We start from the raw sequence: 26,458 nt of genomic DNA, 5'->3' as shown, positions 1-26,458 counted from the left end.
AACCCCGCCGGCTGGCGGGGTTTTTTGTGCTGTCACAATTCTGTGGCAGCGTGGATACGCTACAATGCGCGCCATACTTTTGGAGATTGCATCATGACCGTATTCAACGAAGCCGACCTGACCCGTCTGGAAGCCCTGCTCACCCCGCTGTCGCAAGCTGGCACCACCATGCGCCCCGACGAAGTGCAGGGTTTCTTCACTGCGCTGGCCTGTGGCCCGGACCGCCTGGGTGTGGACGAGTGGCTGGATGACGTCCTGGGTGATGCGCCGGCATTTGAAAGCGCCGAAACCGAAGCCGAAATCCGTGCCCTGCTGCAGAAGTTCTACGACAGCGTAGCGGCAGCGTTGGCCGACGGCGAGCTGCCCGAACTGGTGCTGTACAGCGCCGACGACAGCGACGAGCCGGACTTCCGCCCGTGGTGCAACGCCTATATGTATGCCCTGGACGTGGTGCCCACCGACTGGTTCGAGGCGGCAGATGACGAAGGCTTCGAAGAGCTGCTGATGCCAGTAATGGCGCTGGGTGGCATGTTCGACGCCGAAGACGGCGAAGCCCCGCTGATGCAATTCAGCGCCAGCGAGCTGGAAAGCTTCAAGGGCGAGCTGGACGACGCCGTAGTAGCCGTGCACAACTACTGGCGTGCCAAAGAGGCCGCGCCGATGACTGTGCGCAACGATGGCAAGGTTGGCCGCAACGACCCGTGCACCTGTGGTAGCGGCAAGAAATACAAAGCTTGCTGCGGCCGCAACTAAGCCCTGCAGCTGTACCGGAAAGCCCCGCATTCTGCGGGGCTTTTTGTTTGCGTGGGCTAGACTGCAGTATCACCTGATGTGGAGTCTGGCCATGAAACTGGGGCTGGAAGAAGTGCTGACCCTGCTAGCTGCCATAGAGCAGGACTACCCGTGGCTGACAGAAGAGCTGCCGTTTGACGAGAATGCGCTGCGCAGGCTGGTGGTGGCCGACTTGCTGGAGCGCGATGCGCTGCTGCACCAGCAGGGGGTGAGTGCCGAGGATCGCCAGCTGGTGTACCTGGTCTCTACCGCGCGCCTGGTGCTGGACAATCTGCTGCTGTATTTGCGGCTGATGCGCCATGAAACGCTGCCGGACGAGCAGATGGGCGAGGTGCGCCAGCTGATGCAGCGCCTGGCGCGTGGCGAGGGGCGGGAGTAGGCCTGCCAGAAACAACAAACCCCGCCTGTTGCCAGTGCGGGGTTGTGTAGTCAGCGGCTTAATTAATGGGCCAGGCTGATGTAGGCGTCGCCTTGATAGCTGGCGCTGGCAATGCCCAGCGCGGAGCGGAATGTTACCAGAAAACGGCGGCCGATCTGGCGAATGGCAACTACTTCAAAAGCAACAGTACTGTTATCAAGCTGTTGGGTGACGCAGTCACCCGGTTTCAATTCATTAATTTTCATTGGATTCCTATACGACACAGCCGGAACCCGGTTGTGTCTTTTTCAATAGCGGCGTTTGGCAGGCGGCAGGCCTTCCATCTTCGCCGTTGGATGGCGGAAGTTAATGCGGCCTTTAGTCAGGTCATAAGGCGACATTTCTACAGTAACGCGATCACCCACCAGCACACGGATACGGTGCATTTTCATTTTGCCGGAGCCATAGGCAAGGATTTCCACATTGTTATCGAGCCGAACGCGATAGCGCGATTCCGGCAGCATCTCGATGACAACACCTTGCAATTCGATCATGTCTTCTTTAGACACAGTGTCTCCTTCCGGATGAGGGGTGAGCCCGGTCCAATCACGCAAAGCACAAAGTCTTGCGCCGCCGGGCGGCGGTTTGCATCGTTTAAACCTAAGCGGGAAATTGCTGTGCGGAGTGGTAACAGCAGTTAAAGCAAGGCAGGTTTGGTAATGTGCGCCAAACCAGAAAATGAGGCAAAAAGCAGTGTAAGGGTAAATGCATGATTTGTCTAGAAAAACTTTTATTGCCATTCATAGTGGCCAGCATGCCCCGCACCCTGCCAGGCAGTGCCTCTGGCGCTAGACGGGGAGTGCGGGGCGAGCCAGCTCAAAGCGCTGGCGGGTGGTGCAGTAGCTATCAGCGCCCATTTTCCCTATTACATCAAGCTGTTCGGCGCAGAGTTGGCCGTTTTGCATGAGTTGGTCGTCTATGGCGAAGCCCAGTACATCCAGTAGTACTACCGTGCCACTTTGCGCCGCCGGGCTGATTTGCAGCTGCTGACGCAGGCGGCAGGCAATGTGTATCGGTGCGCCGGCTACGCCAGGCACATCCAGCCATGGCAGCACAGCGGTGCCTAGCCCTGCAGCGGTCAGCTCGCTGACCTCTGGCGGATAGGGCGCACAGCTTTGGTTCATGGCCTCGGCCTGGGCGTGGGTGACGATATTGACCACGCACTCGCCGTTGGCCTGCAGGTTGCGCAGGGTGTCTTTTGTGTGGCCATCGCGCGGGTTGACCTGGGTAAACAGCAGGACCGGCGGGCTGATGCTGGCCACGGTAAAGAAAGAAAACGGCGCCAGGTTGACCACCCCGGCCGGGCTGCGTGTGCTGACCCAGGCAATAGGGCGCGGGCTGACAGCGTGGGTGAGCAGCTGGTAGGCAAGGCGGGTATCCAGGGTGGTGCTATCTAGCAGCATGGCAGCGTGTCCGTGGCGGGGTAGGCCATGATTCTATCAGCCCAGGCAACCACTGCCGGGCTTGCTTTGCCTGCTGCAACCGTGAATAACGATAAAAATATCCTTATCGAGCCCGGCATGAGTGACCCCCTGACGATCGTACAAGCCAACATTACTGTTTGCTGGGTGGCCGCTAGCGGCTGGGCGGTGGCGGGCATGGTGCTGAAAATGGCCCCCGTGGTGGCGCGCCGCTTTTTCCTGTGTGATTTCCTGATGGGTTTGAGCCTGCTGCTGACGCTGCAGCGTGGTGGCGCGTTGCCGGTGTGGCTGGCGTACCCGTTTGCCGATGTGCTGGGGCTGCTGGCATTTTGCAGCTTGCGCCTGGGCATACGCTTTTTTGTACGGCGTGATGGTAGTGGTGTCGCCGAAAGCCTGGGGGTGGTTTTGCTGGGCGGGGCTTTGTTGCTTGGCCAGCCGTATGGCCAGCCGGCTGGTTTCCATGCGGTGGTGTATTCATTGACGGCAGCCTGGCTCTTGTTACGTGCCACGCAGGATGCGTTGTTGCATGAGCAGCAGTACTTTACCCGCGGGGCGCGGGCTTTGGTGGCCAGCCCCCTGGCGGCGGTGGGGGGCTTGTTTTTGCTGCGTGCCCTTATGGTACTGGGCGGCAATGTGGCCACGGCGTCGGTCGCGTCGAACGAGCCTTTCAATGTGGTTTTCCTGCTGGTGGGCCTGGTGCTGAACCTGGCAGTGAATATTGCCATGGCGGGGGTGGTGACCATGCGTCTGGTGGGCAAGCTGGAACACCTTTCCATGACCGACCCGATGACCGGCGCGCTGAACCGCCGTGCTTTCAGTGCCAGCCTCAAGCAGCAGCACAGCATGGCGCAGCGCGGCATGCCCTATGCGCTGTGCGTGCTGGATGTGGATCATTTCAAGCAGATTAATGACCAGCTGGGCCACGCGGCAGGCGATGCCGCCATTGTGCACCTGGTGACGGTGCTGCGCCGCGAGCTGCGCGAGCAGGACCTGTTGTGCCGGGCAGGGGGCGAGGAGTTTTGCATCCTGCTGCCGGATACGACCGAGCATGGTGCCAGTGTGGTGGCAAACCGCCTGCGCCTGGCGCTGGAGCAAACGCCTTTTGCGTGGGAGAACACACGTTGGCCGCTAACAGCCAGCTTTGGCGTGGCGGTATTGTCATCCGCTAACGATGAGCCGGAGACCCTGCTGCAGCGTGCCGACCGTGCGGTATACCACGCCAAAGCGCGTGGGCGTAACCAGGTGGTATTGCTGTGATGGCCCGCTTGGCGGGCCCCATGAAAAAACCCCCGGCTAGCGGGGGCATGGCTGGTACTACGCTACCGGATTAGAAGGCAAACTGTTCGTCTTCCAGCGACATCAGCGGTTTGGCGCCGCCCTTGATGGTGGCTTTCAGGCTTTCTACCTCGGGCAGCAGCTTGGCAAAGTAGAAGCGGGCCGTGGCGATCTTGGCTTTGTAGAAGTCGTCGCTGGCGGTGTCCAGCTTGGCATAGGCTACCTCGGCCATGCGGGCCCACAGCCAGGCGTAGGTCAGGTGGCCTACCAGGCGCAGGTAGTCGGTGGCTGCGGCACCGGCTTCGTCACGGTCTTTCATGGTGGCCATGCCAATGCCCATGGTGATGTCACCCACGTCTTTCAGCAGCTTGGCCAGGGGTGCCACGAACTCGGCCAGTTGGGCGTTGCCTTCGTTGGCCTGGCAGAACTTGTGGATCTGCTTGGTGAACTTGCGCAGCTTCTGGCCCTGGTCCATCAGCACTTTGCGGCCCAGCAGGTCGATAGCCTGGATACCGTTGGTACCTTCGTAGATCTGTGAGATGCGGCAGTCACGCACCAGCTGTTCCATGCCCCATTCGCGGATAAAACCGTGGCCACCGAATACCTGCATGCCCATGTTGGCCGCCGTGTAGCCGTTGTCGGTCATGAACGCTTTGGCTACCGGCGTCAGCAGGGCCACCAGGTCGGCGGCTTCGGCGCGGGCGTCGGCATCCGGGTGTTTTTCTTCGATATCCAGCTGCAGTGCCAGCAGGGCGGCCAGCGCACGGCCTGCTTCGGTGTAGGCTTTTTGCGTCAGCAGCATGCGGCGTACATCCGGGTGCACGATGATGGGGTCTGCGGCTTTTTCCGGAAACTTGGCACCGGCCATGGCGCGCATCTGCAGGCGGTCGCGGGCGTAGGCCAGCGCGCCCTGGAACGAGGCTTCGCCAATACCCAGGCCCTGCATGCCGCAGCCCAGACGGGCGGCATTCATCATGGTAAACATGCAGGCTAGGCCTTTGTTCGGCTCGCCGATCAGGTAGCCTTTGGCGTCATCCAGGTTGATGACGGCGGTGGCGTTGGATTTAATGCCCATCTTGTGTTCCAGGCTGCCGCAGTACACGCTGTTTCGGCTGCCGTCGGCGTGGAATTTGGGCACGATGAACAGCGAAATGCCTTTTACATCTTTTGGTGCATCCGGCAGGCGGGCCAGTACCAGGTGGATGATGTTGTCGGACATATCGTGTTCGCCGGCCGAGATGAAAATCTTGGTGCCGGTAATGTTGTAGCTGCCGTCGGCGTTGGGCTCGGCTTTGGTTTTCAGCAGGCCCAGGTCGGTACCGCAGTGTGGCTCGGTCAGGCACATGGTGCCGGTCCAGCTGCCGTCTACCAGCTGTGGCAGATAGGTGGCTTTCTGCTCGTCGGTGCCGTGGGCATGGATGGCAGAGTAGGCACCGTGCGACAGGCCAGGGTACATGGACCAGGCTACGTTGGCCGAACACTGCATTTCGATGATGGGGAACGACAGGGTCTTGGGCATGCCCTGGCCACCGTAAGCCGGGTCACAGTCCAGGGCGGTAAAGCCCAGCTCGCAGAACTGCTTGTAGGCTTCCTTGAAGCCTACCGGGGTGGTAACCGATTTGGTGGCCGGGTCGAAGCTGCAGCCTTCTTCGTCGGCTTGGCGGTTCAGCGGCGCCAGTTCGTTTTCGCAGAACTGGGCGGCGGCTTCCAGATAAGAACTGAAAATGTCCTGGGTGGCTTCTTCGTAGCCAGGCAGGCCGGGCAACACTTCCTGAACTTTGATCAGCTCGTTCAGGACAAAGTCGAAATCGCGCAGGGGAGCTTTGTAGCTAGGCATGTCGTATCTCCAGTGTTGTCGCAGCCCGCAGGCGGTGCTGCTTCCTCGTGTTGGCCGCTTGTGGCCTGTTGGTCTGTTACTGCCGTGTTTCGTTCCGGCGAGTGATGATGATTATAGAACTGGTTCAAACGCTTGTTTTAATTTTTTCAGACTTTTTTATTACGCCAGGAAAAAACATGAAAACAGATAAGCCATGTCAAAGTTAAAGCGCTGGGTACGCGGCAAAATGCAGCACATACACGGCTGGGTGCAGCAGCCCGGTATGGCGTGGTTACAGCCCTATCTGGACAGGGACGAGCTGTGGTACGTACAGCGGCGCAAGGTCGCCGGGGCGATTGCCGTGGGGATGTTTGCCGGCCTGATGCCGGGGCCGACGCAGATGCTGGCTGCCGGCATGCTAGCGTTGTATTTTCGCACCAATTTGCCCTTGGCCTTGTTGTGTACTCTTTATACCAACCCGCTGACCTACTTGCCGCTTTACTTTGTGGCTTACCGCTTGGGCAGGCTTTTACTCGGGCAGACCGACGCCGCTACAATGCCCGTCATACCGGATGGCTCGTGGCACGACATCACCGTCTGGGCGCCGCAGCTGCAGGCATGGCTGGCAGAATACGGCCAACCCTTGCTGCTGGGCGTCCCCGCCCTGGGCTTGTTGCTGGCGGGCTGCGGCTATGTACTGGTTATGGTGCTGTGGCGTGCTGCCGTGGCGTGGCAATGGCGTAACAGAAAGAAAAACAGTGGATCTCACCGAAAAGCAGCTGGATAGCGAGCAAGTATTTGAAGGGCGTTTCCTCAAGGTGCGACGCGATACGGTCAGCCTGCCGGACGGCAAGCAGGCTACCCGCGAGTTTATCCGCCACCCCGGGGCGGTAGCGGTGCTGGCACTGACCGACGCTGGCGAGCTGGTGCTGGAGCGGCAGTACCGCTACCCGGCCGGGCAGAGTTTTATCGAAATCCCTGCCGGCAAAATTGACCCGCAGGAAGCGCCTGCCGATACCGCCAAACGCGAGCTATGGGAAGAAACCGGTTTTATCGCCGCGCAGTGGCGTTATCTTGGCAAGGCCTACCCGTGTATCGGTTATGCTGACGAGGTGATTCATTACTATCTGGCTACCGGGCTCACGCAAACGCCCCGCCAGCTGGACGAAGGCGAGTTTCTGGAGGTGCTGCTGCTGCCAGCCACAGAAGCGCAAGCCATGTCGCTGGATGGCCGCATTACCGATAGCAAAACCCTGGTCGGCCTGCACTGGTTGGCCGCGTGGCAACAAGGAACCCTGCCAGGTGAAGCCATTTGACACCCACTATCACGACCGCCGCGTAGGCCGGCGCCTGCGCATGGGCTGCCGTGCCAAGATGAAATCGCTGCATACCGGTGAAACACACTATGGCGAGTGTGTGGACCTGTCGGTAGACGGCATGGCCATACGCTGCATGTATGTACCGCAGCATGGCGAGCGGCTGGAAGTGATCGTGATTGTACCAGGGGTGGGCAATATGCCGATGAAGCCGCTGGAAGCGGTGGTAGAGGTGCGGCGCTGCAATGAAGTGGAGCGGGGCAAGCTGTACGAAATCGGTACCCGCATCCTGGATCGCAAGGCATGACAAAAAAATTTGGCAATAAAAAGCACAAGGCCGGCAGCATGCCGGCCTTGTGCTTTTATGCGTTCCGGCTTGCCGGCATGTGCGCTGCGGTTGTTTAAGTAATTGAATCGTAATGAAATGGTGTTTTTTTGATGGCTGTTATGAAAAGCCCGTTACGCTATGATGGCTTTTTTATATCGATTTTTGCATAACGATAGCTTTAGATTTTGTACTTGCCTTTTTTTTGCTGTGCTATACCCAAACCAAGAACAGGTTTTCCGCGTCAGCAGACTAATAGGCAAGGGGGAGCACGGTGCGCCGCACCATGGCTCGTGCTTGCCTTCAACAGGAGGGTCACGCCATGAGCCCGGACATCTTCAGCCACTACGCATCCCGTTACGATCGCACCCGCGAAGAAGAATTCACCATCCAGGAGTACCTGGATATCTGCAAGCGCGAGCCACTGGCCTACGCCAGCGCGGCCGAGCGCATGCTGATGGCTATCGGTGAACCGGAGGTCATCGACACCCGCCACGATACCCGGCTGTCGCGCATCTTCAGTAACAAGATGATTCGCGTCTACCCGGCGTTCCGCGAGTTTTACGGCATGGAAGAGGTCATCGAGCAAGTGGTGGCCTACTTCCGCCACGCCGCCCAGGGCCTGGAAGAGAAGAAACAGATTCTCTATCTGCTGGGCCCGGTGGGCGGTGGCAAATCGTCCATTGCCGAAAAGCTCAAAGAGCTGACCGAGCGTGTGCCGTTTTACGCCATCAAGGGCAGCCCGGTAAACGATTCGCCGCTGGGCCTGTTCAACTTTGAAGAAGACGGCCCCATCCTGGAAGACCAGTACGGTATTCCGCGCCGCTACCTGCGCACCATTCCCAGCCCGTGGGCAGTAAAACGCCTGCACGAGTTCAACGGCGACATCAGCCAGTTCCGTGTGGTGAAACGCTACCCGTCGGTGCTGAAGCAAGTGGGCGTGGCCAAGACCGAGCCGGGCGACGAAAACAACCAGGACATCTCCAGCCTGGTGGGCAAGGTGGATATCCGCAAGCTGGAAAGCTACGCCCAGGACGACCCGGACGCCTACAGCTACAGCGGTGGCCTGTGCCTGGCCAACCAGGGCCTGCTGGAGTTCGTGGAAATGTTCAAGGCGCCCATCAAGGTGCTGCACCCGCTGCTGACCGCCACCCAGGAAGGCAACTTCAAGGGAACCGAAGGCTTTGGTGCCATTCCGTTTGACGGCATCGTGCTGGCGCACAGCAACGAAAGCGAGTGGAAGCACTTCCGCAACAACAAAAACAACGAAGCCTTCCTCGACCGTATCTACATCGTGAAGGTGCCGTACTGCCTGCGCGTGTCGGACGAGATCAAGATTTACGACAAGCTGGTGCGCAACTCCTCGCTGGGCGGCGCCCCGTGCGCGCCGGGCACCCTGAAAATGATGGCGCAGTTTGCCGTGCTGTCGCGGCTGAAAGACCCGGAAAACTCCAGCCTGTACAGCAAGATGCTGGTGTACGACGGTGACAACCTGAAAGACACCGACCCGAAGGCCAAATCGCACCAGGAATACCGCGACTTTGCCGGCGTAGACGAGGGCATGAACGGCCTGTCCACCCGCTTTGCCTACAAGATCCTGTCCAAGGTGTTCAACTTCGACCACTCCGAGGTCGCGGCCAACCCTGTACACCTGATGTACGTGCTGGAACAGCAGGTAGAGCGCGAGCAGTTTCCGGCAGAGCAGGAGCAGAAATACCTGACCTTCCTGAAAGAGTACCTGGCGCCCAAGTACGTGGAATTCATCGGCAAGGAAATCCAGACTGCCTACCTGGAAAGCTATAGCGAATACGGCCAGAACATCTTTGACCGCTACGTGACCTTTGCCGACTTCTGGATACAGGATCAGGAGTACCGCGACCCGGACACCGGCGAAAACTTCGACCGTACCTCGCTGAACGCCGAACTGGAGAAAATCGAGAAGCCGGCAGGCATCTCCAACCCGAAAGACTTCCGCAACGAGATCGTGAACTTTGTGCTGCGTGCCCGCGCCAACAACGCCGGCAACAACCCGGCCTGGACCAGCTACGAGAAGCTGCGCACCGTGATCGAGAAGAAAATGTTCTCGAACACCGAAGAGCTGCTGCCGGTGATCAGCTTCAACGCCAAAGCCAGCGCCGACGAGGCTAAAAAGCACGAAGACTTTGTCAACCGCATGGTGACCAAAGGTTACACGCCCAAGCAGGTACGCCTGCTGTGCGAATGGTACCTGCGGGTGCGCAAGTCGTCCTGAGCAGTACGCGGCAAAAGGTTGGCCGCAGCGTTGCGGCCAACCCCGTCACCGTGACCACACGGCTAGGAGGCAAGCATGTCGCACATTATCGACAGAAGACTGAACGGCAAGAACAAATCCGCCGTCAACCGCGAGCGCTTTTTGCGCCGTTTCAAAGCCCAGATCAAGGAAGCCGTCGGCAAGGCCATCAAGGGGCGCAGCATTACCGACATTGAAAGCGGCGAGAACGTATCGATTCCGGTAAAGGATATTTCCGAGCCGTCGTTCCACCATGGCCGTGGCGGCGTGGGCGAGCACGTGCACCCCGGTAACGAAGAGTTTGTGCAGGGCGACCGTATCAAGCGCCCGCAGGGCGGTGGTGGCGGCGGTGGCGGCGGCAAAGCCAGTAACGAAGGCGAGGGCGAGGACGACTTTGCCTTCCAGCTGTCGCGCGAAGAGTTCATGAACGTGTTCTTCGAAGACCTGGCGCTGCCCAACCTGGTGAAAACCCAGCTGATGGGCATCGAGGAAATGAAACCGGTGCGCGCCGGCTACACCAACGACGGCACGCCGGCCAATATCAGCATCGTGCGTAGCCTGCGCGGCGCGCTGGCGCGGCGCGTGGCCATGGCCGCGCCGACACTGGCTCGCCTGCGCGAAGCCGAGGAAGACTTGGATACGCTGCTGGAGTCGGACGACGACAACGGTATGGAGGTGCGCGAGCGCCGCCGCCATATCCATGCGCTGCGCGAGAAGATCAACCATATCCCCTTCATCGACCCGTTCGACCTGCGCTACAACAACCGCGTCAAGCAGCCCAAACCCACCAGCAAGGCGGTGATGTTCTGCCTGATGGACGTATCCGGCTCCATGGACGAGGGCAAGAAGGATATGGCCAAGCGCTTTTTCATCCTCTTGTACCTGTTCTTGCAGCGCAATTACGAAAAGATCGAGGTGGTATTCATCCGCCACCATACCAGCGCGGTAGAGGTGAACGAGCAGGACTTTTTCCACTCGCGCGAGTCGGGCGGCACCGTGGTGTCGTCGGCGCTGAACCTGATGGCCGACATCGTGAAAAAACGCTATGCCAACAGCGAGTGGAACATCTACGCCGCGCAGGCGTCTGACGGGGATAACTGGGATAGCGATTCGGCCAACTGCGGCAAGATCCTGCAAGAAAACATCCTGCCGTGGTGCCAGTACTACGCCTATATCGAAATCACCGAGGGCGAGCCGCAAAACCTGTGGTACGAGTACCTGCGCGTGGCGGGGCAGCACAAGCACTTTGCCATGCAGAAGATCCGCTCGCCGGCTGATATCTATCCGGTTTTCCGCGAACTGTTCAAGCGGCAGCCGGCCACCCGCTAGGGTTGGCCGCAGGCACAGCAGCAGGAGGGCAGCACCATGACAGCGATCTCCACCGGGTCCGAATGGACCTTCGACCTGATTGACGAATACGACAAAGCCCTGCGTGATATCGCCGTAAACGAGTTCCAGCTGGACTGCTACCCCAACCAGCTGGAGGTGATTACCGCCGAGCAGATGATGGACGCCTACTCGTCGGTGGGCATGCCGGTGAACTACCACCACTGGAGTTTCGGCAAGCACTTCGTCAGCACCGAAAAAAGCTACAAGCGTGGCCAGATGGGCCTGGCGTACGAAATCGTGATCAACGCCAACCCGTGCATCGCCTACCTGATGGAAGAAAACTCCATGACGATGCAGGCGCTGGTGATTGCCCACGCTGCCTACGGCCACAACAGCTTCTTCAAGGGCAATTACCTGTTTCGCACCTGGACCGACGCCAGCGCCATCATCGACTACCTGGTGTTTGCCCGCCAGTACATCAGCCGCTGCGAAGAGCGCTACGGCATTGACGCCGTAGAAGAGCTGCTGGATAGCTGCCACGCGCTGATGAACTACGGTGTAGACCGCTACAAACGGCCGCAAAAACTGTCGCTGGCCGAAGAGCAAGCCCGCCTGCACGAGCGCGAAGCCTATTTGCAAACGCAGGTAAACGACCTGTGGCGCACCATTCCGCGCCGCGAGCGCGACGACAGCGCCAAGGCCGCGCCACGTTTTCCGGCCGAGCCGCAGGAAAACCTGCTGTACTTCATCGAAAAATCGGCCCCGCTGCTGGAGCCGTGGCAGCGCGAGATCATCCGCATCGTGCGCAAGGTGGCGCAGTATTTCTACCCGCAGCGCCAGACCCAGGTGATGAACGAGGGCTGGGCTACCTTTTGGCACTACACGCTGCTGAACCGCCTGTACGAAAAAGGCGTGGTCACCGACGGCTTCATGATGGAGTTCCTGCAAAGCCACACCAATGTGGTGTACCAGCCGCCGGTAACGGCCCGCTGGTACAACGGCATCAACCCGTATGCGCTGGGCTTTGCCATGTACCAGGACATCAAGCGCATTTGCGAGGCGCCTACCGCCGAAGACCGCGAATGGTTCCCCGATATTGCCGGCACGCCGTGGCGCCCGGTGCTGGAGTTTGCGATGAAGAACTTCAAGGACGAGAGCTTCATTTCGCAATACCTGTCGCCCAAGCTGATTCGCGACTTCCGCCTGTTTGCCATCCGCGACGACGACCGCGACGACAAGCTGGAGGTGGCCGCCATCCATGACGAGCGCGGCTACCGCCGCATCCGCCAGATGCTGTCCGAGCAGTACAATCTGGGCTCGCGCGAGCCGAATATCCAGGTGTGGAACGTGAACCTGCGCGGCGACCGCAGCCTCACGCTGCGCCACAGCATGCACAACCGCAAGCCGCTGGAAGCCGGCAGCGCGCAAGAGGTGCTGAAGCACGTGAGCCGGCTATGGGGCTTTGACGTCAAGCTGGAAAGTGTGGACGCCGACGGCAGCATTACCCAGACGTTCAGCTGCAAGCCGGATGTAACCGCGATGGTCTGAGTACACCGGCCACAGGGTTGGCCGCAGCATGGCCGCTGGCAAAGGCGCACCAATAATGGTGCGCCTTTTTTATTGCCAGACCTTTAAGATCGGCCCGTGGCGCCAGCTTGGCCTGCTTCTTGCCAGTAAAGCGGCATGGATACGCATACCGACGCCCCACCCGCACTACCACAGGCCGTGGTGACTGTCCGGCGAGACTACAACCGCTGGGTGGCCAGCGAAACGCTGGAAGACTACGCGCTGCGCTTTACCCCGCAGCGTTTTCGCCGCTGGTCGGCGTGGCGGGTGGCCAATACCGCCGTGGGCGGTGCCGCGTCGTTTCTGGTGCTGGAGGCCGTGGGCGCCACCATGATGGTGGAGGCCGGTTTCCTGAACGCCTTCTGGGCCATCCTGGCCACCGGCTTCATTATTTTTCTGGCTGGCCTGCCTATCAGCCTGTACGCCGCCCGCTATGGCGTGGATATGGACCTGCTTACCCGTGGCGCCGGCTTTGGTTATATCGGCTCTACCATTACCTCGCTGATCTACGCCTCGTTTACCTTCATTTTCTTTGCGCTGGAAGCGGCCATCATGGCCTATGCACTGGAACTGGGCTTTGGCATACCGCCGCAATGGGGTTACCTGATTTGCGCCCTGGTGGTGCTGCCGCTGGTCATGCACGGGGTCACCGCCATCAGCCGGCTACAGGTGTGGACGCAGCCGCTGTGGCTGTGTTTGCTGGTGCTGCCTTATGTTTTTGTGCTGTGGCACGAGCCGCAGGCGCTGGCCGGGCTGTGGCGCTACGCTGGTGCAAACAATGCACCGCAGGCATTTGACCTGCATCTGTTTGGTGCAGCGCTCACGGTGGGCATTGCGCTGATTACCCAGATGGGCGAGCAGGCAGACTACCTACGCTTCATGCCGCCGCGCACGGCGGCCAACCGCCGGCAGTGGCTGCTGGCGGTGATGGTGGGTGGCCCCGGCTGGGTGCTGCCCGGGGTGCTGAAAATGCTGGGTGGGGCGTTGCTGGCGTGGCTGGCACTGCGTAATGGCGTGGCGGCCGAGCGCGCGGTAGACCCCAACCAGATGTACCTGATCGGCTTTGCGCATGTGTTTGACAACACCCCGCTCGCTATCGCGGCCACCACGCTGTTTGTGCTGGTGTCGCAGCTGAAGATCAATGTCACCAATGCCTACGCCGGCTCGCTGGCGTGGTCCAATTTCTTTTCGCGCCTCACCCACAGCCACCCCGGCCGCGTGGTGTGGGTGGTGTTCAACCTGGCTATTGCCCTGCTGCTGATGGAGCTGGAGGTGTTCCACGCGCAGGGCCAGGTGCTGGGGCTGTATGCCAATATTGCCATCTCGTGGATCATGGCTGTGGTGGCCGACCTGGTGGTCAACAAGCCGCTGGGGCTCAGCCCCAAGGGTATCGAATTCAAGCGCAGCTACCTGTACGACATCAATCCGGTAGGCGTGGGTGCCATGGCGCTGGCGTCTTTGCTGTCCATTGCCACCCACGTGGGGGTATTTGGCGAGCACTGGCAGCCACTGGCGCCTTTTGTGGCCATGGCGGTGGCGTTTTGTAGCGCCCCGCTGATTGCCTGGCTGACGGGCGGGCGCTATTACAGCGCACGGCCCGCCATGGCTGCCGGTGCCAGCCAGTACCGCTGCGTGGTGTGCGAGCGCGATTACGAGGCGGAAGACATGGCGCCGTGCCCCGCCTATCAGGGCATGATCTGCTCGCTGTGCTGCACGCTGGACGTACGCTGTGGCGATGCCTGCAAGCCGCAGGCCAGGTTGGCCGCACAGTGGGCCGCGCTGTTACGTTACCTGCTGCCGCGGGCTTTGCAGCCGTATCTGGCGCACGGGCTGGGCCATTATCTGCTGCTGATGACCAGCATCGGCAGCGTGCTGCTGCTGGTGCTGGGCTTGCTGTATTACATCGAATGGCAAGGGGCGCTGCAGGGCGGCTACGAAGCCTGGCTGCCCCACTTGTTCTGGCGGCTGTTTGCCGTGCTGCTGCTGGTCAGCGGCGTGGTAGCGTGGTGGATGGTGCTGACTGCCCAGAGCCGAGAGGTGGCCCAGCTGGAATCGAACCGCCAGACCGCCCGCCTGCTTGCCGAAATCGAATCGCACCGGCTCACCGACGAGCAGCTCAAGCGTGCGCGCGAGGCGGCCGAGCAAGCCAACCAGGCCAAGAGCCGCTACGTGTCGGCCATCAGCCACGAGCTGCGTACCCCGCTCAACAGCATTCTCGGCTACGCGCAGATTCTGGATGGCGACGCCGAGATCCCGCCGTCGCGCCGCCAGGCCATCGAAGTAATACGCCGTAGCGGCGACCACCTGCTGTCGGTGATCGAGGGCAGCATGGATATTGCCCGTATCGAAAGCGGCAAGCTGCAGCTGGCCACCCGCGCCATGGATTTCGATGCCTTCCTGCGCCAGCTGGTGGCCATGTTCGAGCTGCAGGCGCGTAATAAGGGGCTGGATTTTCACTATGCCCCCGCCGCCCACTTGCCGCAGGTGGTGCGCGCCGACGAAAAGCGCCTGCGCCAGATCCTGATCAACCTGCTGGGCAATGCGGTCAAGTTTACCCGCCGCGGCAGCGTGCGTTTTGCCCTGCAGTACCGTGGCGAGATGGCCACCTTCGAGGTGATCGATACCGGGCCGGGCATTGCCGAAGGCGAGCTGCTGCGCATCTTCGAGCCCTTCGAGCGCGGCAGTAGCAGCGGCGCGGGCGGCACCGGCCTGGGGCTCACCATCAGCAAGATGCTGACCGACCTGATGGGCGGCGAGCTGACCGTGCGCAGCACGCCAGGGCAGGGCAGCCACTTCACCGTGCGCCTGTTTTTGCCGCACGTGCACGCCGCGCTGGCCGAGCGCGAGCTGCCGCGCCGCAACCGGGTGGGCTATGTGGGTGTGCGCCAGCGCATCCTGCTGGTAGACAACGAAGCCATCGACCGTGAAATGCTGGCCGGTGTGCTGGAGCGCCTGGGCTTCGAGGTGGCCCAGGCGGCCAACGGTTACGACTGCCTGGCCATGGTGGTGCGCTTTCAGCCGCATCTGGTGTTCATGGACTTGGCCATGCCGGGGATAGACGGCTGGGAAACACTGCGCCGCCTGCGCCAGTCGGGCTGTACCGCGCAGCTGGCCGTGATTTCTGCCAATGCCTTTGATAAAGGCCAGGACAACGACGCCGGCATTGCCAGCGAAGATTTCATTCTCAAACCGATACGCGTGGAAGAGCTGCTGGACTGGATAGGCCACAAGCTGGCGCTGGAGTGGGTGATTGGTCAGCCTGCCATGGCAGCGGCCAACCCTGCGCCGGTGCTGCAGGCGCTGGTGCTGCCGCCAGCTGCCGAGCTGGCCGGCCTGCTGGAGGCGGTAGAGCTGGGCTATGTACGCGGGCTGCGCAGCGAGCTGGCCAGGTTGGCCGCACTGGATGCAGCCTACGCCGAGTTTGCCCGTATTGCCGGCGAGCACGTGCGCCAGTTCCAGTTTGAAGCCTTGCGCGAGCTGCTGCACCACGGTTTGCAGCCGGAGACTAAAGCATGATTACCCCACACCAGCAGCACGTGGTGCTGATCGTAGATGACCAGCCGGACAACCTGGCCCTGCTGCACGACGCGCTGGACGAGGCGGGCTACACCGTACTGGTGGCCACCGACGGCGACGCCGCCTTGCAGCGCGCCCGGCTGTCGCTGCCCGATGTCATCCTGCTGGACGCGGTGATGCCGGGGCTGGATGGCTTCGAGGTGGCGCGCCGCCTGAAAGCCGCCTTTGCCACCCGCGCCATCCCCATCGTGTTCATGACCGGCCTGACCGAAAGCGAACACGTGGTGGCGGCCTTTGCCGCTGGCGGGGCCGACTATGTCACCAAACCCTTGCGCCCGCCCGAGGTGCTGGCGCGCATTGCCGCGCATATCCAGAACGCCCGCCAGATGACGCAGGCCAGCAGCGCGCTGGACGCTTTCGGCCAGGCCACAGTAGCCATTGCCGCCCGCAGTGGCCGCCTGGTGTGGCAAACCGCGCTGGCACGGCGGCTGATCGAGCATTATTTTGGCGCAAGCGACCAGGCCCCGCCGGCCTTGCTGGCCTGGACCCAGGCTGCCCAGGCCGCCAGGCTGGCCGGTACCGAGCAGCCGGCGCTATTGCTGGCGCAAGCCGGGCGGCGGCTACTGGCCAGCTTTCATGACCAGACCGGCGATGAGGAATGGCTGGTGGTGCTGCGCGAGGAAAACGACGAAGCCAGTATCCAGACGCTGATGGGCGCGTTCCGGCTAACCCAGCGCGAAGCAGAGGTGCTGCACTGGCTGAGCCTGGGCAAGACCAACCGCGATATCGCCGATATCCTGGGCATGAGCCCGCGCACGGTAAACAAACACCTGGAACACGTATTCGACAAGCTGGCGGTGGAAACCCGCACCGCGGCGGCTAGCCTGGCGCTGGGCAAGCTGCGTGGCAGTACCGGGTAGCGTACCTGGGGCGCTGTGCGTGCAGCGCCGGCAGTTTGGCCTGGTACCGCATGCGCCGTATGCGTTGACCGGCCCTAGTCCAGCGCTAGCCGGCTGGCCAGAAAATCGCGCAGCGCCATGGCCTGCGGCGTGAGCGTATCGTTGGCCGCCAGTGCCACCAGCGTCAGCGCCGGGCATTCCCAGTCGGCCAGTACCGCCACCAGGCGGCCGCTGCGCACCGCCTCTTGTGTTAGTAGCTTGGGTAGCATGGCAATGCCCGCGCCATGCTCGGCCAGCGTGCGCATCAGGCCCAGATCATTCAGGCCTAGCCGCCCGCTGATCATGGGCTGCTGTGGCTTGCCCGCCTGGCGCAGCGCCCACTGCACCTGGCCACGGCTGTGCAGGCAGTCGTGCACGGCCAGCTCTGCCGGGGTAAGCGGGGCCATATGCCGTGCCAGATAGGCCGGCGCGGCAAACAGGCCCTGTGTCAGCGTGGCCAGCGGCCATACCGGGCGGCCCGCCGGGCGGCTGCTGCCCTGGCGGATGATCAGGTCTGGCTGGGTATCGGCGTGTTCGTCCACCACGCCGCTCAGGTCCAGATCCAGTGTGATATCGGGGTGCAGGCGGGTGAACTCGGCCAGTAGCGGCCCTACCCACAGCACGGCGATATCGGCCGACATACACACCTGCAGTGTGCCCGCCGCCATGGCCTGCTGGCTTTGCAGCAGCGATTCGGCCTGTCTTGCTTCATCTACCAGCACGGCACAGCGCTCGAAAAACGGCCGCGCACGCTCGCTGAGCGCCACCCGGCGTGTGGTGCGCTCCAGCAAGCGCACACCCAGGCGTTTCTCCATCGCCGCAATACGGCGTGACAGCGTGGCACCGGGCATGTCCAGTAGCTGGGCGGCGCGGTGAAAGCTGCCGGTGCGCACCACCTCCACAAACAAGGCCATGTCGTCCAGCGAAGGGGTGTGGTGAAACTGTCTCTTTTCTTTCATATATGGATAATTTATCTGACTTTGTTCTTTAAATGCAAGAATCGCTTTCGCGCACACTGGCCATTCGTTGCTGATCACTGCGGGAGGTGATGTGAAAGCGATTCGATTCTTTACGTACGGTGGCCCCGACGTCATGCAGCTGGACGAGGTACCCATCCCGGACTGCGGCCCTGGCGACCTGCTGGTGCGCGTGGTGGCGGCCGGTATCAACCCGCTGGACTGGAAGCTGCGCTCTGGCGCCATGGCCGGTACGCGGGACCTGTCCTTGCCTTTTACGCCGGGGCTGGATGCTGCAGGTATCGTGATAGCGCTGGGTGGCGAGGTGCAGGGTTTTGCGCTGGAAGACCGCGTGTGCTTTTACGCCGATCTGGGCCAGCATGGCACCTATGCCGAATACGTGGTGGTACCCGCACAGCAGGCAGCGCTGATTCCGCCGGAGGTATCGTTTGTCGATGCCGCGGCACTGCCCACCCCTGGGCAGGCTGCCTGGACGGCACTGGTGGATATGGCCCAGATCAAACCGGGCAGCCGTGTGCTGATACACGGCGCTGCGGGCGCGCTGGGCGGGGTGGCTGTGCAGCTAGCCAAGCAACATGGCGCGTATGTGGTGGCCATGGCCAGCACTAACAGTGTGGCGCGTGTACAGGCGCTGGGGGCAGACGAGGTGCTGGACTACCAGGTAGATTCATTTGGCCAGCAAGTACGCGGTATGGATGTGGTGCTGGACACCATCGGCGGCCCGGTGCAAGAAGCCTCGTGGCGCACCTTGCAAACAGGTGGCTTGCTGTTGGCTACCACCATGCCGCCACAGCACGGGCGTGCCGAGCGGGCAGGTGCGCAAGCCGGTTTTGTCATGACCCGGCCGCGTGGCAGCGTACTGGCCAGCCTGCTACAGCGCCAGCTGCGGGTAGAGGTAGCGCGTACCCTGCCCATGGCCGAGGCTGCCGAAGCGCACCGCCTGGGCGAGCGCGGGCAGGCAGGCGGCAAGATGGTATTGCTGATGCCGCCGCGCGTGCTGTAGTCCGTCACGGTTTTATTGGCAGGGATATAGGTACCGGCTTACCGATTTCTACACGACAAGCCAGGCTACCTGGGGTCGCCAAAGCAAAAGCCCTCGCAGTAAGCGGGGCTTTTGTTTTGGGGCGTTGGCAGTGGATATGGTTACAAGTTGCGTATTTTTCGGCCAAGCCATAAACCCAGGATTTGGCCTGTCATGAAAAGCAGCACGGCCACAGGCAATACGATCAATGCCAGCCCGAACCACCTTACCCAATCACCTTGCTGGCTTATGCCAGCTGCAATCAATAACACAAGCAGCATCATCATGCTGCCGATAAAGGCAGGTAGCAGCCGTGTAGCAGCATGACGTAGCAGGCCATGCAGCAGCCCTAGCAGCCATGTGCCAGGAAAAATCAGCTGCTGCAGTAGCGTTTCATCCGGCATGGCGGCTTAGTAACGCAGCTGGCGCCACAGCGCATAGGCCAGTATGGCTGGCACAGCAAAAACCAGCAGGAAAATAGGCAGTTCTTCCATCACGCTATAGCCAGCACCCTGCACGCCCGCCCACATATTGCTGGCTGCAATCAGTAACCAAAGCGGGACAAAGTACAAGGCAGCCTGGGCCTGGCTGGTGATGCCGGTAAAACGGGCGAGTAGTTGGCCGCATAGCAGTAAAACCACCCCGCCAGCCATAACCAAAATGGTGTGCATGATGTCTCCTTTAAAAATGAATGCATGCGCATTGCGGCTTGATCATGGGGCGTTGGCAAGTTTCTTTAAAAACAGATGTTTATAGATTTTATAAAGAGCTTGTTTGATGTAGCGCCCACCTGACACCTGGCTGCCCGTCTGCTCATGTTGCATTGCAGCGTGTACGCAATTTGACGTATTCCCGCCACGGCACCGGCACCGTAATCTGGCCCCGCACTGCAACAAAACCAACTGTTCACCAGGGAGCTTTGCCATGACTACTCGCCGTCTCGTTTTGAAGTCTTCTGTTATTGCCGCCTCGCTGCTGGCCGCCGGTTTCAGCGTGCAGGCCCGTGCTGCCGATACCATCAAGGTAGGCGTGCTGCATTCGCTGTCCGGCACCATGGCCATTTCTGAAACCTCGCTCAAGGACATGGCGCTGTTTGCCATCGACGAGATCAACGCCAAGGGCGGTGTACTGGGCAAGAAACTGGAGCCGGTGGTGGTCGACCCGGCATCGAACTGGCCGCTGTTTGCCGAAAAAGCCCGGCAGCTGCTGACCCGCGACAAGGTTGCCGTCACCTTTGGCTGCTGGACATCCGTATCGCGCAAATCGGTACTGCCGGTGTACGAAGAGCTGAACGGCCTGCTGTTCTACCCGGTGCAGTACGAGGGCGAAGAGCTGTCGCCTAATGTGTTCTACACCGGTGCCGCGCCAAACCAGCAGGCCATCCCGGCAGTGGAATACCTGATGAGCAAAGAAGGCGGCGCGGCCAAGCGCTACTTCCTGCTGGGTACCGACTACGTTTACCCGCGCACCACCAACAAGATCCTGCGTTCCTTCCTGAAATCCAAAGGCGTGAAGGATAGCGACATCCAGGAGGTGTACACCCCGTTCGGTCATAGCGATTACCAGACCATTGTCGGCAACATCAAGAAGTTTGCCGCCGGTGGCAAGACCGCCGTCATCTCCACCATCAATGGCGACTCCAACGTACCGTTTTACAAAGAGCTGGGTAACCAGGGCCTGAAAGCCACCGACGTGCCGGTGGTAGCGTTCTCGGTAGGGGAAGAAGAACTCAAGGGCATCGACACCAAGCCGCTGCTGGGCCACCTGGCCGCCTGGAACTACTTCATGAGCGTGAAGAACCCGGTCAATACCAAGTGGATCGCCGCCTACAAAGCCTGGGCTGCCAAGAAAGGCATGGCCGGCGCTGACAAGCTAGTCACCAACGACCCGATGGAAGCTACCTACGTCGGTATCAATATGTGGGCCGAAGCGGTGAAAAAAGCCGGTACCACCGATGTGGCTGCGGTAAGCAAAGCCATGGCCGGTATCAGCTTCAAGGCACCTTCCGGCTACACCCTGCAGATGGATGTCAAAAACCATCACCTGCACAAGCCGGTGATGATTGGCGAAGTACAGCCTAATGGGCAGTTCTCGGTGGTGTGGAAAACCAAAGGCCCGATCCGTGCCCAGCCATGGAGCCCGTACATCCCGGGTAACGATAAAAAGCCAGACACCCCGGTAAAAACCAAGTCCTGATCGCCGTAGCCGCTGGCTGGCCACTGCCACTCGCCGGTGCTTAGCCACGCTGCGGTATTTCCCGGGCTGCCCTGTGCAGCCCGTTTTTTTGCAAGGACCTCACCATGAACAAGCTCAAGCACCTGATGGCCGTACTGGCATGCAGCCTGCTGTGGGCACCGGCTTTTGCTGCCAGCCCGGCGGCCGAGCTGGCCGCTGCCGACCCGGCCGCCCGCGCCGAGCTCATCGCCAGCTGGGCCGCCAACCCCACCGCGGCGCACACTGCAGCGGTCGCGGCGCTAGAAGAAGGCCGCCTGCTGGCCGACCCGGACGCCACCCGCTTTTTTGTGCAGCAAGGCGAGCTATGGCTGGATGCCGATAGCGGCCAGCCGGTAGACAGCGTGCCCGACGGCACCGACAGCGTACCGCTGAACAACAGCGTGCGCAGTGCGCTGCAAACATTCCACGCCGCGGCTGGCCTGCACGCCGTAGAGAGCAGCAGCCGCCTGGCGGCCGTCAAAGCCATACAGGATGCGGCCAACCCTGCCTTGCTGCCCCTGCTGCAAAAGCAGCTGCAAATCGAACGCGAAGACAGCGTGCGCGACGCGCTGCGCCTGGCCGCCGCTACCTTGCAGCTGGGCAGCCCGTCTACCACCGACAAGCTGGCCGCTATCGCCATCATGGGCGACGCCAGCGACCCGGCGCTGCTGACACTGCTGGAACCGCTAGCGGCCAACCCGCAAGAAAACACCGATGTGCGCCGCGCCGCGGACGAAGCCATTGCCAGCATCAAGGCCACACAGTTCAGCTACAGCTTGCTGGGCCACCTGTTCAGCGGCGCCAGCCTGGGCTCCATCCTGCTGTTGGCCGCACTGGGGCTGGCCATAACCTATGGCCTGCTGGGTGTCATTAATATGGCGCACGGCGAAATGCTGATGTTGGGGGCCTACACCACCTGGCTGATACAGAACCTGTTCCGTCAGTATGCCCCGGCCTCGTTCGACTACTACCTGCTGGCTGCGCTGCCCGCCGCATTTGTGGTCACCGCCATCATCGGCATGGCGCTGGAGCGGCTGGTGATTCGCCACCTGTACGGCCGCCCGCTGGAAACGCTACTCGCCACCTGGGGTATCAGCCTGATGCTGATGCAGGCGGTGCGCGTGGCGTTTGGCGCGCAGAACGTAGAAGTGGCCAACCCCAGCTGGCTGTCTGGCGGCATTGCGTTGTCTACCACGCTGACGCTGCCGTACAACCGGCTGGCCATCATCGCCTTTGTCGCCGCCGTGCTGGTGCTGACCTGGCTGCTGCTGAACCGCACCCGCCTGGGCCTGTTCGTGCGCGCCGTTACGCAGAACCGCCGCATGGCCGATAGCGTGGGCGTGCCCACCGGCCGCGTAGACATGCTGGCCTTTGGCCTGGGCTCCGGCATAGCCGGCCTGGGTGGCGTGGCGCTGAGCCAGATCGGCAACGTGGGGCCGGACCTGGGTCAGAGCTACATCATCGACAGTTTCATGGTGGTGGTGCTGGGCGGGGTAGGGCAGCTGGCCGGTACCGTGGCTGGTGCGCTGGGCCTGGGCATGCTGGCCAAGGTCATCGAGCCGTCGCTGGGTGCCGTGCTGGCCAAGATCCTGATCCTGGTGTTCATCATCCTGTTTATCCAGAAGCGTCCTCAGGGTTTGTTTGCCCTGAAAGGCCGCGTGCTCGACTGAGGCCTGCCATGTCACAACCTTACTCTCTCAAGTTGGCCGCAGCGGCCGGGCCGCGTGCCACCACGCTGGGTGTGGGCCTGCTGCTGGCCCTGCTGATGCTGCTACCGCTGGGGCATGCGCTGTTTCCCGAAGGCCACGCGCTGCACGTGTCGGCCTACACCCTTACCCTTACCGGCAAAATCCTGTGCTACGCCATCGTGGCGCTGGCCATGGACCTGGTGTGGGGCTACACCGGCCTGCTCAGCCTGGGCCATGGCCTGTTTTTTGCGCTGGGTGGCTACGGCATGGGCATGTACCTGATGCGCCAGATCGGCCGCGATGGCAACTACCAGAGCGACCTGCCCGATTTCATGGTGTTTCTGGACTGGAAAGAACTACCGTGGTTCTGGCAGGGCAGCGAGCACTTTGTCTGGGCGCTGCTGGTGATCGTGCTGGTGCCGGGCCTGCTGGCGCTGGTGTTCGGCTGGCTGGCGTTCCGCTCGCGCATCAAGGGCGTGTACTTTTCCATCATGACCCAGGCGCTCACCTTTGCCGCCATGTTGCTGTTCTTCCGCAACGAAACCGGCTTTGGCGGCAACAACGGCTTTACCGACTTCAAGCGCATCCTGGGTTTCGGCATTGCCGAGCCGGCCACCCGCGCCGTGCTGTTTGCCGCCACCGTGCTGCTGCTGGCGCTGGCGCTGTGGGGCGCACGCTGGCTGGTGCTAAGCAAGTTCGGCCGCATCCTCACCGCTATCCGCGACGCCGAAAGCCGGCTGATGTTCTGCGGCTACAACCCGCTGTACTACAAGCTGGCCATCTGGGTGCTGTCGGCCGTGCTGTGCGCGCTGGCTGGTGCGCTGTACGTGCCGCAGGTGGGCATTATCAACCCCAGCGAAATGTCGCCGGGCAACTCTATCGAAATAGCCATCTGGGTAGCGCTGGGCGGCCGTGGCACGCTGATCGGCCCGGTGCTGGGCGCGGCCATTGTCAACGGGGCCAAGAGCTGGTTCACCGTGGCGTTTCCCGAATACTGGCTGTTTTTCCTGGGCTTTTTGTTTATCGCTGCCACCCTGCTGCTGCCTAACGGCGTGCTGGGTCTGCTACGCAAGAAAGGGGCGCAATAATGTTGGCCGCATCCACACCCACCAGCCAGCGTGAAAACTGGGACGGCGAGGCCCATGGCCTGGCCCACCCGGTAGACGGCCAGCTGGACACCCGCCACGGTGCCATCCTGTACCTGGACGACGTGACTGTTAGCTTTGACGGTTTTCGGGCGCTGAACAAACTCACGCTGGACATTGGCGTAGGCGAGCTGCGCTGCATCATCGGCCCCAACGGCGCCGGCAAGACCACCATGATGGACGTCATCACCGGCAAGACCCGCCCCGATAGCGGCAGCGTGTTCTTTGGCCAGACCATCGATCTGACGCGCCACACCGAGCCGGAAATCGCCCAGCTGGGCATAGGCCGCAAGTTCCAGAAGCCCACCGTGTTCGAAGCCATGAGCGTGCACGACAACCTGGCGCTGGCGCTGGCCGGCAATAAATCGGTCTGGGCCAGCCTGCGCTCGCGCCTGAGTGGCGCGCAGCGCGACCGCATCGGCGAGCTGCTGGCCACCATCCGCCTTACCGACCATTACCAGCGCCCGGCAGGCCTGCTGTCGCACGGCCAGAAGCAATGGCTGGAAATCGGCATGCTGCTGGCGCAAGAGCCGCAACTCTTGCTGCTGGACGAGCCGGTAGCCGGCATGACCGACGCCGAAACCGAAAAAACCGCCGAGCTGCTGCTCACGCTGAAAGGCCAGCACTCGCTGATGGTGGTGGAGCACGACATGGACTTTGTCGGCAGCATCGCCCAAAAGGTGACGGTACTGGCCGAAGGCAGCGTGCTGGCCGAGGGCAGCCTGGCGCAGGTGCAGGCCAATGAACGCGTTATCGAAGTGTATCTGGGGCGCTGAATCATGCTGAAAGTAGACAAACTCAACCAGTTCTACGGCGGCAGCCACATCCTGCGCGACGTAGCCTTTACCGCGCCGGTAGGCGAGGTCACCTGCATTCTGGGCCGCAACGGCGTGGGTAAAAGCACGCTGCTGCGCTGCCTGATGGGCCAGATCGCCGCCAAAAGCGGCGCCGTGCAGTGGCAGGGCGAAGACATCCAGCGCCTGGCCCCGCACCAGCGCGTGGCGCGCGGCATGGCCTATGTACCGCAAGGGCGCGAGATCTTTGCCCGGCTGACGGTAGAAGAAAACCTGAAAATGGGCCTGGCGCGCTTTAGCGGCCGTCAGGGGCGCGACATCCCCGCCAGCGTGTACGAAATGTTCCCGGTGCTGAGCGAGATGCGCCACCGCCGTGGCGGCGACCTGTCGGGCGGCCAGCAGCAGCAGCTGGCCATTGGCCGCGCGCTGGTCAGCCAGCCCAGCCTGCTGATTCTGGACGAGCCCACCGAGGGCATCCAGCCGTCCATCATCAAGGACATCGGCACCGTGATCAAAAGGTTGGCCGCACGCGGCGACATGGCCATCTTGCTGGTAGAGCAGTACTACGACTTTGCCGAGGCCCTAGCCGACCGCTACGTGGTGATGTCGCGCGGCGAGGTCATCAAGGCCGGGCAGGGCAAGGACATGCCGCAGGACGGCGTGCGCGATCTGCTGGCCATCTAGCCCCGCCGTGTGCCAAACCGGCCCCGTGTCATGCACTGGCACGGGGCTTGCAATACCGCATCTGACTTCACTTTTTGCCCATCCCCCCATGAAACCCGACGCTGTTGCCACCCTGCTGCCCCCGTCCCTGCTACAAGGCTGGCCGGCTACCCTGCAGCTGGCTTACGCCCGCGACGGTGCCCGCACCATTCCGGTGCTGCGCCGCCACACTGGCCCGCTACGGGTGCAGAAGCACTTTATCGGTGCCGACGGCAGCTGCGAGCACATCATCGTGCACCCGCCCGGTGGCGTGGCCGGCGGCGACAGCCTCACGCTGGACATCGACCTGCAGGCCGGCAGCGAGGTGCTGCTCACCAGCCCCGGCGCCGCCAAGTGGTACGACGGCTTTGGCCGCCCGGCGCAGCAGCAGCTCAGCATCCGCCAGGCGGCCGGCAGCGTGCTGGCGTGGCTGCCGCAAGAAACCATCCTGTTCGATGGCGCCGAGGTGCGCTTTGCCAGCCGTGTTGATCTGGCCGGCGACGCCCGCCTGCTGTGGGGCGATGTGGTCTGCCTGGGCCGCCCTGCGGCCAACCTCTTATACCGCCGTGGTAGCTGGCGCCAGCAAGGCGACATCTACCGCGATGGCCGGCTGATTTACAGCGAACGCACCGTGCTGCCCGCCGACAGCCACCTGCTGCACTCGCCGGTAGGGCTGGCGGGCCACAGCGTGGTGGCCACACTGCTGTGGGCCGGGCCGGCGCTGCCGCCCGCGCTGCACGAGGCGGTGCTGGCGCTACCGCTAGCCGGCTGCGCCGCCGCCAGCCAGCTGGAAGACGTATGGCTGGCACGCTTTGTCGGCGACGGTGCCGAGGCGGCGCTGGCCTGGCTGCGCGCCGCCCGTGCCCTGATCCACCCCTTTACCCACGGCCGCCCGGCGCACGCGCCGCGCATCTGGGCTACCTGATACCGAGGCAA

Annotated in this window: 24 protein-coding genes and 1 pseudogene; 18 read left to right on the top strand and 7 right to left on the bottom strand. The window is 61.9% G+C overall.

The window, feature by feature from the left end; translation table 11 throughout:
• The first annotated feature begins 93 nt into the window (after positions 1–93).
• Both FLQ44_RS10440 and FLQ44_RS10435 read left to right on the top strand, forming a co-directional pair.
• The gene (locus tag FLQ44_RS10440; RefSeq protein WP_147694336.1) at positions 94–753 is read left to right on the top strand and encodes a UPF0149 family protein; all 660 of its coding nucleotides are present in this window, start codon (positions 94–96) and stop codon (positions 751–753) included.
• Positions 754–844: 91 nt separating this feature from the next.
• Complete coding sequence (locus FLQ44_RS10435) at positions 845–1,171, top strand: hypothetical protein (protein ID WP_147694335.1); 327 nt, start codon at positions 845–847, stop codon at positions 1,169–1,171.
• Positions 1,172–1,233: 62 nt separating this feature from the next.
• On the opposite strand, the gene FLQ44_RS10430 is transcribed toward FLQ44_RS10435, so the two are convergent.
• From FLQ44_RS10430 to FLQ44_RS10420, 3 genes are all read right to left on the bottom strand, one after another.
• Positions 1,234–1,416, bottom strand: coding sequence for a hypothetical protein (locus FLQ44_RS10430; protein ID WP_147694334.1), 183 nt, complete (start codon positions 1,414–1,416; stop codon positions 1,234–1,236).
• Positions 1,417–1,458: 42 nt separating this feature from the next.
• Positions 1,459–1,719: a translation initiation factor IF-1 gene (gene infA, locus FLQ44_RS10425; RefSeq protein ID WP_038297484.1), complete on the bottom strand. Its 261-nt coding sequence runs from the start codon at positions 1,717–1,719 to the stop codon at positions 1,459–1,461.
• A gap of 279 nt (positions 1,720–1,998) precedes the next feature.
• Positions 1,999–2,613, bottom strand: a complete 615-nt coding sequence (locus tag FLQ44_RS10420) for a flavin reductase family protein (RefSeq protein ID WP_147694333.1) — start codon at positions 2,611–2,613, stop codon at positions 1,999–2,001.
• Between the two features lie 117 nt (positions 2,614–2,730).
• Here FLQ44_RS10420 and FLQ44_RS10415 point away from each other — a divergent pair, with 117 nt between their 5' ends.
• Complete coding sequence (locus tag FLQ44_RS10415) at positions 2,731–3,888, top strand: GGDEF domain-containing protein (protein WP_147694332.1); 1,158 nt, start codon at positions 2,731–2,733, stop codon at positions 3,886–3,888.
• Positions 3,889–3,958: 70 nt separating this feature from the next.
• Here the strand turns inward: FLQ44_RS10415 and FLQ44_RS10410 are convergent, their stop codons facing one another.
• The gene (locus FLQ44_RS10410) at positions 3,959–5,743 is read right to left on the bottom strand and encodes an acyl-CoA dehydrogenase C-terminal domain-containing protein (RefSeq protein WP_147694331.1); all 1,785 of its coding nucleotides are present in this window, start codon (positions 5,741–5,743) and stop codon (positions 3,959–3,961) included.
• A 193-nt stretch (positions 5,744–5,936) separates the two neighbouring features.
• Between FLQ44_RS10410 and FLQ44_RS10405 the strand changes: the two genes are divergently transcribed.
• From FLQ44_RS10405 to FLQ44_RS10370, 8 genes and pseudogenes are all read left to right on the top strand, one after another.
• Complete coding sequence (locus FLQ44_RS10405) at positions 5,937–6,509, top strand: DUF2062 domain-containing protein (RefSeq protein ID WP_147694330.1); 573 nt, start codon at positions 5,937–5,939, stop codon at positions 6,507–6,509.
• Complete coding sequence (locus FLQ44_RS10400; RefSeq protein ID WP_147694329.1) at positions 6,481–7,038, top strand: NUDIX domain-containing protein; 558 nt, start codon at positions 6,481–6,483, stop codon at positions 7,036–7,038. Before FLQ44_RS10405 ends, FLQ44_RS10400 begins: the two co-directional genes overlap by 29 nt.
• On the top strand, positions 7,025–7,345 hold the full coding sequence (locus FLQ44_RS10395) for a PilZ domain-containing protein (protein WP_147685753.1): 321 nt from the start codon (positions 7,025–7,027) through the stop codon (positions 7,343–7,345). The genes FLQ44_RS10400 and FLQ44_RS10395 overlap by 14 nt, the downstream gene beginning before the upstream one ends.
• A gap of 340 nt (positions 7,346–7,685) precedes the next feature.
• A complete protein-coding gene (locus tag FLQ44_RS10390; RefSeq protein WP_147694328.1) occupies positions 7,686–9,614 on the top strand; it encodes a PrkA family serine protein kinase in 1,929 nt (642 codons plus the stop codon).
• 75 nt (positions 9,615–9,689) lie between these two features.
• On the top strand, positions 9,690–10,961 hold the full coding sequence (locus FLQ44_RS10385) for a YeaH/YhbH family protein (RefSeq protein ID WP_147694327.1): 1,272 nt from the start codon (positions 9,690–9,692) through the stop codon (positions 10,959–10,961).
• Positions 10,962–10,994: 33 nt separating this feature from the next.
• Positions 10,995–12,509, top strand: a pseudogene (locus FLQ44_RS10380) (SpoVR family protein); the annotation flags it as partial.
• Between the two features lie 135 nt (positions 12,510–12,644).
• Complete coding sequence (locus FLQ44_RS10375) at positions 12,645–16,043, top strand: ATP-binding protein (RefSeq protein WP_147694325.1); 3,399 nt, start codon at positions 12,645–12,647, stop codon at positions 16,041–16,043.
• The gene (locus tag FLQ44_RS10370) at positions 16,040–16,963 is read left to right on the top strand and encodes a response regulator transcription factor (protein WP_147694324.1); all 924 of its coding nucleotides are present in this window, start codon (positions 16,040–16,042) and stop codon (positions 16,961–16,963) included. Before FLQ44_RS10375 ends, FLQ44_RS10370 begins: the two co-directional genes overlap by 4 nt.
• 74 nt (positions 16,964–17,037) lie before the next feature.
• On the opposite strand, the gene FLQ44_RS10365 is transcribed toward FLQ44_RS10370, so the two are convergent.
• The gene (locus FLQ44_RS10365) at positions 17,038–17,940 is read right to left on the bottom strand and encodes a LysR family transcriptional regulator (protein WP_170252935.1); all 903 of its coding nucleotides are present in this window, start codon (positions 17,938–17,940) and stop codon (positions 17,038–17,040) included.
• A 91-nt stretch (positions 17,941–18,031) separates the two neighbouring features.
• Between FLQ44_RS10365 and FLQ44_RS10360 the strand changes: the two genes are divergently transcribed.
• Positions 18,032–18,961 (top strand): NADP-dependent oxidoreductase, encoded by a 930-nt coding sequence (locus tag FLQ44_RS10360; protein WP_170252933.1) that lies wholly within the window; start codon positions 18,032–18,034, stop codon positions 18,959–18,961.
• 140 nt (positions 18,962–19,101) lie between these two features.
• On the opposite strand, the gene FLQ44_RS10355 is transcribed toward FLQ44_RS10360, so the two are convergent.
• Positions 19,102–19,383 (bottom strand): hypothetical protein, encoded by a 282-nt coding sequence (locus FLQ44_RS10355; RefSeq protein ID WP_147694321.1) that lies wholly within the window; start codon positions 19,381–19,383, stop codon positions 19,102–19,104.
• 6 nt (positions 19,384–19,389) lie between these two features.
• A complete protein-coding gene (locus FLQ44_RS10350) occupies positions 19,390–19,650 on the bottom strand; it encodes a hypothetical protein (protein WP_147694320.1) in 261 nt (86 codons plus the stop codon).
• A 253-nt stretch (positions 19,651–19,903) separates the two neighbouring features.
• Between FLQ44_RS10350 and urtA the strand changes: the two genes are divergently transcribed.
• The 6 genes from urtA to FLQ44_RS10320 all read left to right on the top strand — a co-directional run bounded on the left by urtA (position 19,904) and on the right by FLQ44_RS10320 (position 26,447).
• Positions 19,904–21,175 (top strand): urea ABC transporter substrate-binding protein, encoded by a 1,272-nt coding sequence (gene urtA / locus FLQ44_RS10345; RefSeq protein WP_147694319.1) that lies wholly within the window; start codon positions 19,904–19,906, stop codon positions 21,173–21,175.
• Between the two features lie 104 nt (positions 21,176–21,279).
• Positions 21,280–22,863 (top strand): urea ABC transporter permease subunit UrtB, encoded by a 1,584-nt coding sequence (urtB, locus tag FLQ44_RS10340; RefSeq protein WP_147694318.1) that lies wholly within the window; start codon positions 21,280–21,282, stop codon positions 22,861–22,863.
• Between the two features lie 8 nt (positions 22,864–22,871).
• On the top strand, positions 22,872–23,969 hold the full coding sequence (gene urtC, locus FLQ44_RS10335; protein WP_147694317.1) for an urea ABC transporter permease subunit UrtC: 1,098 nt from the start codon (positions 22,872–22,874) through the stop codon (positions 23,967–23,969).
• Entirely contained in the window at positions 23,969–24,802 is an 834-nt protein-coding gene (gene urtD / locus FLQ44_RS10330; protein WP_147694316.1) for an urea ABC transporter ATP-binding protein UrtD, read from the top strand. Before urtC ends, urtD begins: the two co-directional genes overlap by 1 nt.
• A 3-nt stretch (positions 24,803–24,805) precedes the next feature.
• The gene (urtE, locus tag FLQ44_RS10325; RefSeq protein ID WP_147694315.1) at positions 24,806–25,504 is read left to right on the top strand and encodes an urea ABC transporter ATP-binding subunit UrtE; all 699 of its coding nucleotides are present in this window, start codon (positions 24,806–24,808) and stop codon (positions 25,502–25,504) included.
• 88 nt (positions 25,505–25,592) lie between these two features.
• A complete protein-coding gene (locus FLQ44_RS10320; RefSeq protein ID WP_147694314.1) occupies positions 25,593–26,447 on the top strand; it encodes an urease accessory protein UreD in 855 nt (284 codons plus the stop codon).
• Positions 26,448–26,458: the final 11 nt, after the last annotated feature.

Source organism: Vogesella mureinivorans (assembly GCF_007644035.1).
GTDB classification, from domain to species: domain Bacteria; phylum Pseudomonadota; class Gammaproteobacteria; order Burkholderiales; family Chromobacteriaceae; genus Vogesella; species Vogesella mureinivorans.
The sequence above is the reverse complement of the archived record's forward strand: the minus strand, read 5'-3'. Positions and strand labels throughout refer to the sequence as shown.